This is a genomic window from Ruegeria sp. BHSB056 (assembly GCF_059613305.1).
In genome coordinates, this window is the sequence record NZ_JBXWSG010000039.1 from 19,141 (window position 1) to 32,069 (window position 12,929).

Genomic DNA, 12,929 nt, shown 5'->3' on the forward strand with positions numbered 1-12,929 from the left:
CGGTCACAGATAAAGGGCAGGCGCGGAGGACATATGGATCAGGCACAGATCGAGGTTCAGGTACTGGGTGCTCTGTCGCAGATTTCAGCGGCAGAGTGGGATGCCTGCGCCTGCCCCGAAGTTGCCGATGGCGGGCGGCCGCTTGATCCCTTTACCACACATCGCTTTTTGCTGGCGCTGGAAGACAGCGGCTCGGTCGGGCGTGGCACCGGCTGGCAGCCGCAATACCTGACCGCCTATCATGACGGGATGCTGATCGCGGTGGCCCCGATGTACGCCAAATCGCACAGCCAGGGCGAATACATCTTTGATCACAGCTGGGCCCATGCCTATGAAAGCGCGGGCGGGCGGTATTACCCAAAACTGCAAATCGCGGTGCCGTTCACCCCGGCAACCGGGCGGCGGTTTCTGGTGCGTCCGGGCTATGAACGGATCGGCATGTCGGCGCTGGTTCAGGGGGCGGTGCAGCTTGCGGCTGACAACCGGGTCTCGTCCCTTCACGTGACCTTCTGTACCGAAGACGAAGCCCTGGCCGGTGAGCAAATGGGCCTGATGCTGCGCCGATCGCAGCAGTTTCACTGGCTGAACGATAACTATTCAGATTTCGACGATTTCCTGAGCGCGCTGTCGTCGCGCAAGCGCAAGACTATCCGGAAAGAACGCGCACAGGCCTGTGGTTTTGGCGGTGAGATCCGCACTCTGACCGGTGACCAGCTGCGCCCCGAACACTGGGACGCGTTCTGGCGGTTCTACCAGGACACCGGATCGCGCAAATGGGGCTCACCCTATCTGACGCGGCAGTTCTTTGATATTGCACAGGACACGATGGCAGAAGACATGGCCCTTGTGCTGGCCGAACGGAATGGATTTCCCATTGCGGGTGCGTTGAACTTCATCGGCCGTGAAACCCTTTTTGGGCGCTATTGGGGCTGCATCGAACATCATCCCTGCCTGCATTTCGAACTGTGCTATTATAGGGCAATCGACTTTGCCATTGCCCAAGGTCTGGCCCGGGTCGAGGCAGGCGCACAGGGCGAACACAAGCTGGCGCGAGGGTACCTGCCAACACGCACGCATAGCTTGCATTGGGTGGGCGATCCGGGTTTTGCTGATGCGGTCAAGAAATATCTGGACGCCGAAGGCCACGCAGTGGAAGAAGAGATCGAGATTCTGACGGATTACGGCCCGTTCAGGAAATCGAACCCGGAGGAACAGCAATGACCGAACTCTTGTCGACCGAAACCCGTGGCCCGCTGCTGGATCCGCTGTTCAAAAACGGTTGGACCATGGTTGAAGGCCGCGATGCGATCACCAAGACCTTCATTTTCGACAATTTTGTCCATGCCTTCGGCTGGATGACACAGGTGGCAATCTGGGCCGAGAAGTGGAACCATCACCCCGAATGGTTCAATGTCTACCGCACGGTCGAGGTTGTCTTGTCCACCCATGACGTGGGCGGCCTGTCGTCGCTGGATGCCAAGCTGGCCCGCAAGATGGACAGTCTGTGCTAGCGATCGTTGCGGCCTGACCCTTCACCGCCAGCCAGCGATGCGGCAGTGCCCATCTGCCGGAACTCGGCAGGCGTGACAGTGCCGTCGCTGACGTCAATCGCCCTTGGAATGCCCGTGGTCTTGTTTCCGATCTGACGCACGCTGCGCGCGGCCGGGTTGATATCCAGACACTTGTTTTCATAGCAGGTCAGGCCAGACAGGTTTATCTGAATGCGGGCCTGCCCGTCTGGGCCTGCCACCAACGGGGCCTGCGGCACGTCACAGGCCGCAACCAGCGCCAGCGCTGTCACCCCAAGCCATTTGTTCATCCCATGCTCCTGTCGTTAGTCAAGCCGACCATTCCCGTCCTGATCCGCAGACTGGAAATCCGCGCCCATCTGGGTGTCAAATTCAGGTCTTGAGATTACGTTGTCGCCGTTTCGGTCAGCGTTGCGGAACAGTTTGATGTCCATGAACGGCTTGGCCTCGGCCTGACCCAGAGTACCGTTCCTGTCTTCGTCCATCGTCTGAAAGGCGTAATCCGAGAAAGCATCGAACTCGTCTTTGGACAGGAACCCGTCATTGTTGGCGTCGATGGCCTTCAACTCGTTTTCGTGCAGTTCAGCCACGCTTTCGGCGTGACCCGAACCGGCCAAAGCCACCATGAATATCACCAAGCTTAACTGTTTCATATCGACCTCCTCAGCACGCGAATCTCTGACCTTCGATGCCGCCAGCGGCAGCGCCCGCGGCGGTCAGGATCGTCTTGCCCGATCCGCCACCGAACTGGTTGCCGATCGCGCCCCCGATCAACGCCCCGCCCAACGTTCCGCCCAGACAGGCGATTTCGTGCTGGCGTGCAGCTTGCTGTTGCGGGGTTGGGGCCGGTCCACAGGCCGCCAAAAGGGCGGCACCGGACAGTAATAGGTAGAACGCGTTAAGTTTCATGAAAAAACTCCCCGTATGAATAGGCCAAGTATTCGCGCTCTGGGGCGGCGCTTCAAGTTAAATTGGCGGCGAAAGGCCCCGGTTGGACCAGGGCCGATCAAAATCAGATCACATCCAGCAGGCCTTCCCCGGCGGAAATTTCGCAGGCACCGGGGTTTTCTTCCATATTCAGTACCGTGACCTTGCCATCCTCGACCAGCATTGCATATCGCTTGGACCGTGCGAAAAGCCCCACGGGCGGCGCATCGAAATCCATGCCGATGGCCTTGGTGAACTCTGCCGCCGCGTCCGATACCATGGTCAGTCCCGCCTCGGTCGCGCCCGTGGATTGCCCCCACGCCTGCATCACAAACGGATCATTGACCGAAAGGCACAGGATCTCGTCCACGCCCTTGGCGTCAAACTGTTTCTTCGTGCGGATGAAACTGGGCACATGGGCGGTCGTGCAGGTGCCGGTATAGGCCCCCGGCACGGCAAAGATCACCACCTTGCGGCCTTTGGTCTTGTCTGAAATCCGCACCTCTTCCGGCCCGTTCGCACCCATCTGGATCAGCGTTGCTTCGGGCAGGGTATCTCCTGTTGAAATCATTATTCAGCTCCTGTCGTTTGGATTTGCAGAATTGGGCTTAGCCGCAATATAGGTGGTCTGAACACGGTGACCACTTGAAAACTGCGGGGTAGGCAAAGCATGAGCCATATTGTCGTGATCGGCGCGGGGCAGGCAGGCGCGTCTTTGGTGGCCCGTCTGCGCAAGGACGGGTTTGCGGGTGAAATCACTCTGATCGGGGCCGAGCCGCATCTGCCTTATCAGCGCCCGCCCCTGTCCAAAGCCTATCTGCTGGGCGAGATGGAGCTTGAGCGTCTGTTCCTGCGGCCTGAAAGTTTTTATACGGAAAACAACATCACCCTGCGTCTGGGTCAGCGCGTCACCGGTATCGACCCCAAGGCCAAAACGGTCACGCAGGGGGATGAGGTTATCTCTTACGACGAACTGGCGCTGACCACCGGATCGGACCCGCGCCGCCTGCCTGCCGCGATTGGTGGCGATCTGGACGGTGTGCATGTGGTGCGCGATCTGGCCCATATCGACGAGATGGAGCCCAAAGTGACCGAAGGCGCTCGCGCGCTGATCGTGGGCGGCGGGTATATCGGTCTCGAAGCTGCTGCCGTCTGCGCCAAGCGCGGTGTCAAGGTCACTCTGGTCGAGATGGCCGACCGTATCCTGCAACGGGTCGCAGCGCCCGAGACCAGCGATTATTTCCGCGCGTTGCACAGTGCATACGGTGCTGACATCCGCGAAGGCGTCGGGCTGGATCGTCTGATCGGCGAAAACGGCAAGGTCACCGGCGCGGTTCTGACCGACGGCACAAAGTTGGACGTTGATTTTGTTGTGGTTGGCGTCGGCATTGCACCCGCAACCCAACTGGCCGAGATGGCGGGACTGGACCTGGACAACGGCATCAGGACCGACGCCCATGGTCGCACGTCCGACCCTTCGATCTGGGCGGCTGGCGATTGTGCCTCTTTTCCGCACGGCGAAGGCCGCATCCGTCTGGAAAGCGTCCCCAACGCCATTGATCAGGCCGAGATCGTGGCCCAGAACATGCTGGGCGCGGCCAAGGACTATGTGGCAACCCCGTGGTTCTGGTCGGATCAATATGACGTCAAGCTTCAGATCGCGGGCCTGAACACCGGATATGACCGCGTGGTGACGCGGCAGGGCGAAGGGCAGACCGTATCCTTCTGGTATTACAACGGCGACAAGCTGATTGCGGTTGACGCGATGAACGATCCGCGCGCCTATATGGTCGGCAAACGCCTGATCGAGATGGGAAAAACGGCCGACCCGGCCGTCGTGGCTGACCCGGACGCAGACCTTAAACCGCTGCTCAAGGCATGAGGATCATCGCCGGAGAGTTCCGCGGTCGCGCCCTGACCCCCGTCGGCAAGGGCGATGCGGGCGCACATCTGCGCCCGACCACCGACCGGGTGCGCGAAAGCCTGTTCAACGTGCTGGCCCATCAGATCGATTTCGACGGCCTGCGCGTGCTGGACCTGTTTGCTGGCACCGGGGCACTCGGGCTCGAAGCGCTGTCACGCGGTGCGGCGCATGTCACCTTCGTCGATGACGGGCGTGTGGCGCAGGGTTTGATCCGCAAGAATATCGACCTGACCCGCAGTGCCGGGCGCACCGACCTGATCCGCCGCGATGCAACCCGGTTGGGCGAAAACCCGGGCGCGCCCTACGATCTGATCTTTCTGGATCCGCCCTATGGCAAGGCCATGGGACAGAAAGCCATTGACGCGCTGGCCAATGGCTGGATCGCGGATGATGCGCTGCTGGTTTGGGAAGAAAACTCACGGATGCAGGCTCCGGCCGGGTTCACGGTGCACGACAGTCGCAAATATGGCGACACGTATATCTCATTGATGCGGAACGGTGATCAAAGTGCATGATCTGGTCATTTTCGATTGCGATGGCGTTCTGGTCGACAGCGAGGTGATCTCGAACCAGGTGCTGGCGGACAATCTGGCAGGCTATGGCCTGCACCTGACCTTGCCCGAATGCATGTCCCTGTTTGTGGGTGGAACCATGGTTGGGGTGCGCGACAAGGCGCGTGGAATGGGCGCTGATCTGCCCGAAGACTGGATTGATCAGGTCTATGCCGAAACCTACGACCGCCTGCGCGCCGGTGTGCCTTTGGTATCTGGTGTCGCAGACCTGCTTGCGGCGCTGGATCAGCGGGGCATCCCCTATTGCGTGGCCTCAAACGGCAGCCCGGACAAGATGCAGATCACGCTGGGCCAGAACGGGCTTTGGGACCGGTTCAAAGATGTGATGTTCTCGGCCCATGTGCTGGGCACCGGCAAGCCTGATCCAAAGATGTTTCAACTGGCGGCCGAACATTTTGGCGCACAGGTCCCTGTGGTTATCGAGGACAGCCACAATGGCGTTACGGCCGCAATCCGGGCCAATATGCGCTGTCTGGCCTACGCGCCGCATGGCGGTGGTGACAGGCTGGCCGATCTTGGGGCCGAGGTGATCACGGATATGTCACAGGCGCACCCGCTGTTGGGACTCTGACCCCCAACTGTGCTAGGGTGCAGCCATGGACCATGCTCTGACACCCTTTGTCTGGACAGTCTCCCGCGACGCCGAGGTCACGACGAAACCTGACCCCAAACCCCTGCGCGCGCCGGTGTTCATCCACGATGCGGTTACCCCTTGGGGGGCTGAGACGATGCTGCTGAAGCTCCTGCGCGAACAGGCCGCCGATCAGGACGAATAGGTCGGGTGAAACTTGCCGCCCGGTGACAGGGTAAAGATATCGACCCCATTCGCCGTTACGCCCACCGAATGCTCGAACTGTGCCGACAGCGACTTGTCGCGGGTCACAGCGGTCCAGTCATCGGCCAGTGTCTTGGTTTCGGGACGGCCCAGATTGACCATCGGTTCAATGGTAAAGAACATACCTTCCTCAAGAACCGCGCCTGTGCCGGGGCGGCCATAGTGCAGTACATTCGGCGGCGCGTGGAACACGCGGCCCAGACCGTGCCCGCAAAAGTCGCGAACAACACTCATCCGATGCGCTTCGACATAGGCCTGAATGGCATGGCCGATATCGCCGAACGTGTTGCCCGGTTTGACCATCTCGATGCCCTTGAACAGCGCGTCGTGGGTTACCTGGATCAGACGCTCGGCCTTGCGCGGCAGTTTGCCCGCCACATACATGCGCGAGGTGTCACCGAACCAGCCATCCACGATGACGGTCACATCGATGTTCAGGATATCGCCATCCTTCAGCTTCTTGTCACCGGGAATACCGTGGCAGACCACATGGTTCACACTGATGCAGCTGGCGTGCTCATACCCCTTATAGCCGATCGTGGCCGAGGTCGCGCCCGCATCCTCGACCATCTGCGTGATCAGCCCGTCAAGCGCACCCGTGGTCTGACCGGGAAAGACATGCGCGGCGATATCATCCAGGATCCGCGCCGCCAGAGCGCCCGCCGCGTGCATCCCGGCAAAATCACCCTGTTCATAGATGCGGATACCGTCCTTGGTCAGGCGGCCACGATGCTCTTTCATCGACGCAAAGCTCCAATTGTTACGCGCGGCACTTCTTTTACGCTGCTTGTGCAGAAAGTACCAGAGGGCGCAGTGTATCAGGCGGCACATGGGGCAGAACCACGAGAGTTCAAGAACTTGAACTGCAGTTAGGTTTCAAATCCGGTTTGACCCATCGACCATTGCGTTGACGCATAACGGTTTGGTGTTTGTTCAGTTTACACAGCAAATTTCACAGACAGCCTCTGCCCTGTTATTGTTGCGATGAACTCCAACAATTAAAGGAGCGCACTGAAGTGCCACGACAGCTCCCGCACGAGACAGACAAGAAGTATTTGGTTTTTGCCGGAACTGGCACGGATCTGATCTTTAACCACGGCATAGATTTGCCGGGATTTGCCTCATTTCCATTGCTAGAGAACCCAGAAACCCGTTCTGTCCTTGCAGGTCAGATGTACGCGCTTGTTCAGTTGGCGGGCGAGATGGAGGTGGGTTGCATACTTGATGCACCGACTTGGATGGCCAATGCCGATCGGGCTGCTCCTCTGGGTTACGATGCCGAACAACTGGATGAAATAAACCGGGATGCTGTCGCGTTAATGGAAGACGTGCGTCAGAGCGCTGGTCGAGATGACGTTTTGGTTTCTGCTTGCGTCGGCCCACGCCACGATCCCTATGCGGACGTTCCGGCCATGTCGATCGATGATGCCCGTCAGTATCACAGTGCGCAGCTTGCCGTTTTGAAACAAACCAGTGTCGACTTGGTGACAGCTTATACGTTCAACAGACCTAGCGAAGCAGCGGGCTGCATTCTGGCTGCGCAGGATTTTGGACTACCGATAGTGATGTCATTGGTTGTTGAAACCGACGGGTGTCTGGCTGATGGAACAAAGCTTGTAGACGCGCTGGATCAAATCGATGTCGCCACGGATGCGGCTGCGCAGTTCTTCATGGTCAATTGTGCCCATCCGACCCACTTTTCCGATGCGCTAAATCGCCATCCAAGACTAAGAGGCGTTGTCGCAAACGCATCAAGTTGCTCTCATGCGGAACTGGATGAGGCCGAGGAATTAGACGAAGGTGACCCCCATGTGCTTGGGCAAGAGATTGCGGACGTCGTGCATAAAAACCCGTCAATTTCAGTGATAGGAGGGTGCTGCGGTACAGATATGAGGCATTTGAAACTCATGGCACAAGCGGTTGCTGCGTCTTAGACGCGCGCCAAACAGTCTCAATCAGTGCTCCTTAGTCAATCGCGCGCATTTTGGGCTACGTCACCAGGTCAGGGTCATGCTGGTTGATTACTGGAAAGGTACTGACGTCAACCCAAACCCCATCCGGCGAAATCCGCGTCCCGCAAATCATCCGCTCTACCCCTTGCGCCTGCGCCGCCTCGAACGCCGCCGCATAGGCCGGATCGATATCCGCGGCCAGCGCGAACCGGTCGCAATCGGTGCGTTGCACCAGGTACAGCATGATCGCCCGGTGCCCCTGCGCCGCCATCTGTGCCAGCTCGCCCAGATGTTTGGTGCCGCGCGCGGTGACGCTGTCGGGGAACTCGGCCAGACCGGGCTGGCGGGACAGCGTCACGCTTTTGACCTCGATATAGGCATCTGGCAGGCCGGGGCCGCTCAGCAGGAAATCGATACGGCTGTTTTGCCCGTATTTCACCTCGGGCCGGACAGTGTCATAGGCGGCCAGCTCGGGGATCTCGCGCGCCGCAAGCGCCGCCCGCAATGCCCGGTTCGGGACGGATGTGTCAACCCCGGTGAAATGCCCGTTTTCGTGATCCACCAGCCGCCAGCCGAATTTCAGCTTTTTCTTTGGGTCGTCGTTGGGCTCCAGCCAGATCATCTGACCCGGTTCGGCCAGCCCCATCATCGACCCCGGATTGGCGCAATGGGCGGTCACCTCGTGCCCGTCTTCCAAACGGCAATCGGCCAGAAAGCGTTTGTAGCGACGGATCAGGCGGGCGGGGACAAGAGGGGTTTCAAAACGCATGTCTCACGGCCTATACCTGCCCCTGAAGACGATCAAGAGGAGTCCGCGCCATGGCCAATCCAACCGCAGCAATGCTGGTGATCGGGGATGAAATCCTGTCGGGCCGCACCCGCGATGCAAACATGCATTATCTGGCGCAGGAGCTGGCAAAACACGGCATCGATCTGAAAGAGGTTCGCATCGTCAGCGATGACGCCCCCGCCATCGAAGCGGCGGTCAAAGCGCTGTCTGACAGCCACGACACCGTCTTTACCAGCGGCGGCATCGGCCCGACCCATGACGATATCACCGCCGATTGCATTGCGCGCGCCTTCGATACCCCGATTGACACTCGCGACGACGCGCGCGCGCTGTTGCAGGCGCATTACGACAAATCCGGGCTGGAACTGAACGCCGCCCGCCTGCGCATGGCGCGTATCCCGGATGGCGCGACATTGATCGACAATCCGGTCTCGACCGCGCCGGGTTTCACCCTGAAGAACGTGCATGTGATGGCCGGGGTGCCGCTGGTGTTTCAGGCCATGGTCGCCAGCGTCCTGCCCACACTGACCGGTGGCAGCCCCCTGCTGTCGCAAACCCTGCGCGTGGACCGGGGCGAAGGCGATATCGCCGCCAACCTGTCTGCGCTGGCCGAGGATTTCAGCGATCTGTCCATCGGCTGCTATCCGTTTCAGATCAACGGGGCCTTTGGGGCCAACGTGGTGGTGCGCGGCACCGATGGCAGCCGGATTGACGCGGCCATGACCCGTCTGGCGAAAGAGCTTGCGCTTTGAGCGGCGACTGGGCGGACATCGTCGACGGCACATGGCCTGCCGCGCGGTATCGCAGGCTGGGGCCGTTTCAACTGCGCGAAGGGCAGGGCGGTGGCTCGCGTGTTTCTGCGGCCAATGCGCTGGCCCCGGCCAGCGATGCCGATATCGACGCGGCCGAGGCCGCGATGCAGGCCATGGGGCAGAAATCCATCTTCTGCCTGCGCCCGGGGGATGAAGCGCTGGATGCAAAGCTGGCGCAACGGGGATATGACATCCTTGATCCGGTCAACATCTATACGTGCCCCGTCTCTCACCTCACCGATCAGCCGATCCCTCCGGTCATGGTGTTTTCGGTCTGGGAGCCGCTTGAAATCATGCGCGAAATCTGGGCGGCTGGTGGGATCGGGCCCGAACGTCTGGCGGTGATGGAGCGCGCGAAAGGCCCCAAAACCGGTCTGCTGCTGCGCCACAACGACAAACCCAGCGGGGCAGCCTTCGTGGCGATGCATGGCGATGTCGCGATGCTACATGCGCTTGAAATCCTGCCCGCGCACCGCCGTCAGGGGCTGGGTCAGTGGACCATGCGCGCCGCGGCGATTTGGGCAGGTGACAACGGCGCTCAAACCTTCAGTGTGATCTGCACCAAGGCCAATGAAGGTGCCAATGGTCTCTATTGCGCCCTCGGGATGGAGATCGCCAGTGAATACCATTACCGTCGCCTTGTCTGAACAAAAGGGGTCGCCATGACACAGAAAGACATGCCCACCGCGCTGAACCTGCCCATGGTCGATCCGCTGCCGCCGGAAACGCAGAAATATTTCGATATTTGTGTCGAAAAGCTGGGCATGGTGCCGAATGTGCTGAAAGCGAACGCCTTCGATATCGACAAGCTGAACACGTTCACGGCGATGTATAACGATCTGATGCTGGCCAACAGCGGCCTGTCCAAGCTGGAACGCGAGATGATCGCCGTGGTCGTGTCGTCGATCAACAAGTGCTTCTATTGTCTGGTCGCGCATGGTGCGGCGGTCCGGCAGCTTTCAGGCAACCCGCAACTGGGCGAGATGCTGGTGATGAACTACCGCGTTGCCCCGATCGAGCCCCGGCAGCGCGCGATGCTGGACTTTGCCGCCAAAATGACCACCGCCAGCGCCGAGATCGAAGAACCCGACCGCCAGAAGCTGCGCGATGCAGGCTTTACCGACCGCGATATCTGGGACATTGCCAATGTCGCCGGGTTCTTCAACATGTCCAACCGGGTGGCCAGTGCCACGGCAATGGTGCCCAACCCCGAGTATCACGCGCAGTTTCGATGATCCGATCAGCCGCCCTCATTGCCACGCTGCTGGCTGGGCCGGTTCTGGCGCAGGACCTGACCCTTCCAGCCAGCGCCCGCCAAATCAGCGACCGCACCTCGCCGCTGGACAGCTATGACCTGCCAACGGGGCCTTTCGCGAATGGCGCGGTGCCTGCTGACACCCTCGAAGGCCGGGTTGAACGCTACACGTGGCGGCTTCAGGCGGGCTCAAGCACAACCCTCCAGCTTTTGACCCCGCTGCGCGACCAGATCGAGGCGCAGGGCTATAAGATTCTGTTCGAATGTGATGCCCGCGCCTGTGGCGGGTTCGATTTCCGCTTTGGCACCGAGGTCGTTCCGACCCCGGATATGTATGTCGCCATTCAGGATTACCGGTTCCTGTCGGCCACCAAGGGGCCTGTTGCCCTCAGCCTGTTGGTCAGCCGCAACCCCCCGGACGGGTATGTCCAGATGATCCGCGTCACACCCCAGAATGCACCGGACCCTGTTCCGGTCGTGATCGAACAGGCAGTCGAGGGGTCGGGAGGGCTGCTTGAGGCGCTGGCAACATCGGGTCACGTGATACTGGTCGATCTGCATTTCCCAACCGGTGAGGTTGCGTTGGACGAGGGGACATACGCCTCTCTGACCCTGCTGGCCGGGTATCTGGCCGACAACCCCAAGATGCGCCTGGCGCTGGTGGGGCACACCGATGACACCGGCGCGTTGCAGGCCAATATCGCGGTCAGCAAAAGCCGGGCCGAGTCGGTCCGCACCCGTCTGATTGATGCGCATGGTGTGGCCGCCGACCGGATCGAGGCGCAGGGCGTCGGCTATCTGTCCCCGCTCACCTCGAACGCAACTCCCGAAGGGCGCGAGCTGAACCGCCGGGTCGAGGCGGTCTTGCTCGTCAACTGACCCACCACAGGTACAGCGGCAATCCGACCGTGATGTTGAACGGAAACGACACACCCAGCGACAGGGTCAGATAAATCCCGGCCTCGGCCTTGGGCAGTGCAATTTTCATGGCGGCCGGAACCGCGATATAAGACGCCGAGGCTGACAGCACCATGAACAGGAACAGGCTGCCTTGCGGCAATCCGATCACCGCACCGACGGCCCAGGCCATCAGCGCGCCGATCAGGGGCATCAATGCGCCAAAGGCGAACAGGCCAACCGACAGTTTGTCGCGATTGCTGATCAGGCTGCGCCCCGCCGAAAGCCCCATATCCAGCAGGAACAGACACAGGATTCCTGTGAAAGGCGTAACGATGAAAGGCGCGATCATCTGCATGCCTTCACCCCCGGTAATGGCCCCGATCAGGAACGCCCCGGTCAGCAGCACAATCGATCCATTGGCCAGCAGATCACGCCACAGCTTGTCATCCCTGACGCCATTGCCGCCGGTCTTGTGCGCCAGCCACAGCGCCGACAGAATGGCCGGCACCTCCATCGCTGCCGCAACCGCCACCATGAACCCGTCATGGGTCAATCCCACCAGATCCAGCAGGCTGGTGGCGGTGACAAAGGTGACAATCGAAATCGAGCCGTAATGCCCTGCGACCGCAGCTGCGTTCAACGCATCCAGCCGTGTCATAACCCTCAGCAGGGCGAAGGCCACGAAGGGGATGGTAAAGGACAGGGCCACGCCGCCCAGCAGGGTCAGGAACAGTTGCAGGTGGATGCCATGCGCGGCAAGGCTGGCACCGCCTTTGAACCCGATGGCCAGCAGCAGGTAAAGCGACATGAACTTGGCCGCGCCCGCCGGGATAGACAAATCGCTGCGTACAAAAGCGGCCAGAAGCCCTAGGGCAAAAAACAATATGGTGGGCACCAGCAGGTTGCTGGACAGCGTCTCGATCACTCCGGGCATACTTGTCTCCTGATCCCTCGTTTCAGGGCTAGGTGCCTTGCAAAATTGATTTCGCCAAATACTATCTTTATAAGTTTAATATAGTTTCAGGCTATGAAATGCGTCCAACCCTGCGCCAATTGGAATACATCGTCACGGTCAGCCGCCTCGGGCGGTTCAGTTTGGCCGCCGAGGTGCTGAATGTCAGCCAACCCAGCCTGTCGGCGCAAATTGCAACCGTAGAACAAGAGCTTGGCATTCGGATCTTTGACCGCAACCGCGGTGGAATTCAGGTGACCACAAAGGGGGAAGAGTTCATCTCGCGCGCGCAAAAGATCCTTGCCGAGGTCAAGGACCTGCGCCACGCCATGACCAACGATATGCCGGTTGGCGGTAGGTTGCGACTGGGCGTTTTGCCTTCGATCGGGCCGTACCTGTTGCCGCAAGCCATCAAAGAGGTGCACCGCCTGCGCCCCGGATTACGCATTGTCGTGCGCGAGGAAAACACCCGCGATCTGGA

The 12,929-nt window shown here is 60.2% G+C and carries 19 protein-coding genes; 12 read left to right on the forward strand and 7 right to left on the reverse strand.

The annotated features are described in order from the left end of the window. The first annotated feature begins 33 nt into the window (after window positions 1-33). Together AC2FND_RS11360 and AC2FND_RS11365 are read left to right on the forward strand one after the other, a co-directional pair. A complete protein-coding gene (locus AC2FND_RS11360; RefSeq protein WP_496769790.1) occupies window positions 34-1,221 on the forward strand; it encodes a GNAT family N-acetyltransferase in 1,188 nt (395 codons plus the stop codon). Beyond that, on the forward strand, window positions 1,218-1,511 hold the full coding sequence (locus tag AC2FND_RS11365) for a 4a-hydroxytetrahydrobiopterin dehydratase (RefSeq protein ID WP_209505128.1): 294 nt from the start codon (window positions 1,218-1,220) through the stop codon (window positions 1,509-1,511). Before AC2FND_RS11360 ends, AC2FND_RS11365 begins: the two co-directional genes overlap by 4 nt. On the opposite strand, the gene AC2FND_RS11370 is transcribed toward AC2FND_RS11365, so the two are convergent. The 4 genes from AC2FND_RS11370 to AC2FND_RS11385 form a co-directional block, all read right to left on the reverse strand. Further along, entirely contained in the window at window positions 1,508-1,819 is a 312-nt protein-coding gene (locus AC2FND_RS11370; RefSeq protein WP_209505127.1) for a hypothetical protein, read from the reverse strand. The genes AC2FND_RS11365 and AC2FND_RS11370 overlap by 4 nt on opposite strands. A gap of 15 nt (window positions 1,820-1,834) precedes the next feature. Then, window positions 1,835-2,182: an EF-hand domain-containing protein gene (locus AC2FND_RS11375; RefSeq protein WP_496769792.1), complete on the reverse strand. Its 348-nt coding sequence runs from the start codon at window positions 2,180-2,182 to the stop codon at window positions 1,835-1,837. A gap of 10 nt (window positions 2,183-2,192) precedes the next feature. Next, window positions 2,193-2,438 (reverse strand): YMGG-like glycine zipper-containing protein, encoded by a 246-nt coding sequence (locus AC2FND_RS11380; RefSeq protein ID WP_209598444.1) that lies wholly within the window; start codon window positions 2,436-2,438, stop codon window positions 2,193-2,195. Between the two features lie 103 nt (window positions 2,439-2,541). Next, complete coding sequence (locus AC2FND_RS11385) at window positions 2,542-3,027, reverse strand: peroxiredoxin (RefSeq protein ID WP_209598443.1); 486 nt, start codon at window positions 3,025-3,027, stop codon at window positions 2,542-2,544. Between the two features lie 99 nt (window positions 3,028-3,126). Between AC2FND_RS11385 and AC2FND_RS11390 the strand changes: the two genes are divergently transcribed. Genes AC2FND_RS11390 through AC2FND_RS11405 form a run of 4 tightly spaced genes read left to right on the forward strand, consistent with a single transcriptional unit; the run spans window position 3,127 to window position 5,728 of the window. Next, complete coding sequence (locus AC2FND_RS11390; protein WP_496769794.1) at window positions 3,127-4,338, forward strand: NAD(P)/FAD-dependent oxidoreductase; 1,212 nt, start codon at window positions 3,127-3,129, stop codon at window positions 4,336-4,338. Next, complete coding sequence (gene rsmD / locus AC2FND_RS11395; RefSeq protein WP_209505122.1) at window positions 4,335-4,895, forward strand: 16S rRNA (guanine(966)-N(2))-methyltransferase RsmD; 561 nt, start codon at window positions 4,335-4,337, stop codon at window positions 4,893-4,895. The genes AC2FND_RS11390 and rsmD overlap by 4 nt, the downstream gene beginning before the upstream one ends. Next, window positions 4,888-5,523, forward strand: a complete 636-nt coding sequence (locus tag AC2FND_RS11400; protein ID WP_496769797.1) for an HAD family hydrolase — start codon at window positions 4,888-4,890, stop codon at window positions 5,521-5,523. The genes rsmD and AC2FND_RS11400 overlap by 8 nt, the downstream gene beginning before the upstream one ends. Window positions 5,524-5,548: 25 nt before the next feature. Next, the gene (locus AC2FND_RS11405; protein WP_209505120.1) at window positions 5,549-5,728 is read left to right on the forward strand and encodes a hypothetical protein; all 180 of its coding nucleotides are present in this window, start codon (window positions 5,549-5,551) and stop codon (window positions 5,726-5,728) included. On the opposite strand, the gene map is transcribed toward AC2FND_RS11405, so the two are convergent. Beyond that, entirely contained in the window at window positions 5,716-6,528 is an 813-nt protein-coding gene (map, locus tag AC2FND_RS11410) for a type I methionyl aminopeptidase (protein WP_209598440.1), read from the reverse strand. The two genes, AC2FND_RS11405 and map, sit on opposite strands and share 13 nt — an antisense overlap. 275 nt (window positions 6,529-6,803) lie before the next feature. Here map and AC2FND_RS11415 point away from each other — a divergent pair, with 275 nt between their 5' ends. Then, the gene (locus AC2FND_RS11415; RefSeq protein WP_496769798.1) at window positions 6,804-7,721 is read left to right on the forward strand and encodes a homocysteine S-methyltransferase family protein; all 918 of its coding nucleotides are present in this window, start codon (window positions 6,804-6,806) and stop codon (window positions 7,719-7,721) included. Between the two features lie 55 nt (window positions 7,722-7,776). Here the strand turns inward: AC2FND_RS11415 and sfsA are convergent, their stop codons facing one another. Then, window positions 7,777-8,508: a DNA/RNA nuclease SfsA gene (gene sfsA, locus AC2FND_RS11420; RefSeq protein ID WP_496769799.1), complete on the reverse strand. Its 732-nt coding sequence runs from the start codon at window positions 8,506-8,508 to the stop codon at window positions 7,777-7,779. A gap of 50 nt (window positions 8,509-8,558) precedes the next feature. Here sfsA and AC2FND_RS11425 point away from each other — a divergent pair, with 50 nt between their 5' ends. From AC2FND_RS11425 to AC2FND_RS11440, 4 genes are read left to right on the forward strand one after another with little or no spacing between them, the layout of a single operon-like run. After that, window positions 8,559-9,281: a competence/damage-inducible protein A gene (locus AC2FND_RS11425; protein ID WP_496769801.1), complete on the forward strand. Its 723-nt coding sequence runs from the start codon at window positions 8,559-8,561 to the stop codon at window positions 9,279-9,281. Further along, window positions 9,278-9,988 (forward strand): GNAT family N-acetyltransferase, encoded by a 711-nt coding sequence (locus AC2FND_RS11430; protein WP_496769803.1) that lies wholly within the window; start codon window positions 9,278-9,280, stop codon window positions 9,986-9,988. Before AC2FND_RS11425 ends, AC2FND_RS11430 begins: the two co-directional genes overlap by 4 nt. A gap of 15 nt (window positions 9,989-10,003) precedes the next feature. Beyond that, window positions 10,004-10,576, forward strand: coding sequence for a peroxidase-related enzyme (locus tag AC2FND_RS11435; protein ID WP_209505114.1), 573 nt, complete (start codon window positions 10,004-10,006; stop codon window positions 10,574-10,576). Next, entirely contained in the window at window positions 10,573-11,475 is a 903-nt protein-coding gene (locus AC2FND_RS11440) for an OmpA family protein (RefSeq protein ID WP_496769806.1), read from the forward strand. Before AC2FND_RS11435 ends, AC2FND_RS11440 begins: the two co-directional genes overlap by 4 nt. Here the strand turns inward: AC2FND_RS11440 and AC2FND_RS11445 are convergent. Beyond that, window positions 11,468-12,430, reverse strand: coding sequence for a sodium-dependent bicarbonate transport family permease (locus AC2FND_RS11445; RefSeq protein ID WP_496769808.1), 963 nt, complete (start codon window positions 12,428-12,430; stop codon window positions 11,468-11,470). The two genes, AC2FND_RS11440 and AC2FND_RS11445, sit on opposite strands and share 8 nt — an antisense overlap. A gap of 98 nt (window positions 12,431-12,528) precedes the next feature. Between AC2FND_RS11445 and AC2FND_RS11450 the strand changes: the two genes are divergently transcribed. Continuing rightward, window positions 12,529-12,929, forward strand: a 401-nt coding sequence (locus AC2FND_RS11450) for a LysR family transcriptional regulator (RefSeq protein ID WP_496769810.1), incomplete at its 3' end; no start/stop codon positions are given.

Coding starts and splice junctions, on each gene's coding strand:
- AC2FND_RS11365 (WP_209505128.1), top strand. CDS start 1,218: ATGACCGAACTCTTGTCGACCGAAACCCGTGGCCCGCTGCTGGATCCG.
- map (WP_209598440.1), bottom strand. CDS start 6,528: ATGAAAGAGCATCGTGGCCGCCTGACCAAGGACGGTATCCGCATCTAT.
- AC2FND_RS11385 (WP_209598443.1), bottom strand. CDS start 3,027: ATGATTTCAACAGGAGATACCCTGCCCGAAGCAACGCTGATCCAGATG.
- AC2FND_RS11445 (WP_496769808.1), bottom strand. CDS start 12,430: ATGCCCGGAGTGATCGAGACGCTGTCCAGCAACCTGCTGGTGCCCACC.
- AC2FND_RS11370 (WP_209505127.1), bottom strand. CDS start 1,819: ATGAACAAATGGCTTGGGGTGACAGCGCTGGCGCTGGTTGCGGCCTGT.
- AC2FND_RS11380 (WP_209598444.1), bottom strand. CDS start 2,438: ATGAAACTTAACGCGTTCTACCTATTACTGTCCGGTGCCGCCCTTTTG.
- AC2FND_RS11405 (WP_209505120.1), top strand. CDS start 5,549: ATGGACCATGCTCTGACACCCTTTGTCTGGACAGTCTCCCGCGACGCC.
- AC2FND_RS11390 (WP_496769794.1), top strand. CDS start 3,127: ATGAGCCATATTGTCGTGATCGGCGCGGGGCAGGCAGGCGCGTCTTTG.
- AC2FND_RS11440 (WP_496769806.1), top strand. CDS start 10,573: ATGATCCGATCAGCCGCCCTCATTGCCACGCTGCTGGCTGGGCCGGTT.
- rsmD (WP_209505122.1), top strand. CDS start 4,335: ATGAGGATCATCGCCGGAGAGTTCCGCGGTCGCGCCCTGACCCCCGTC.
- AC2FND_RS11435 (WP_209505114.1), top strand. CDS start 10,004: ATGACACAGAAAGACATGCCCACCGCGCTGAACCTGCCCATGGTCGAT.
- AC2FND_RS11425 (WP_496769801.1), top strand. CDS start 8,559: ATGGCCAATCCAACCGCAGCAATGCTGGTGATCGGGGATGAAATCCTG.
- AC2FND_RS11375 (WP_496769792.1), bottom strand. CDS start 2,182: ATGAAACAGTTAAGCTTGGTGATATTCATGGTGGCTTTGGCCGGTTCG.
- sfsA (WP_496769799.1), bottom strand. CDS start 8,508: ATGCGTTTTGAAACCCCTCTTGTCCCCGCCCGCCTGATCCGTCGCTAC.
- AC2FND_RS11360 (WP_496769790.1), top strand. CDS start 34: ATGGATCAGGCACAGATCGAGGTTCAGGTACTGGGTGCTCTGTCGCAG.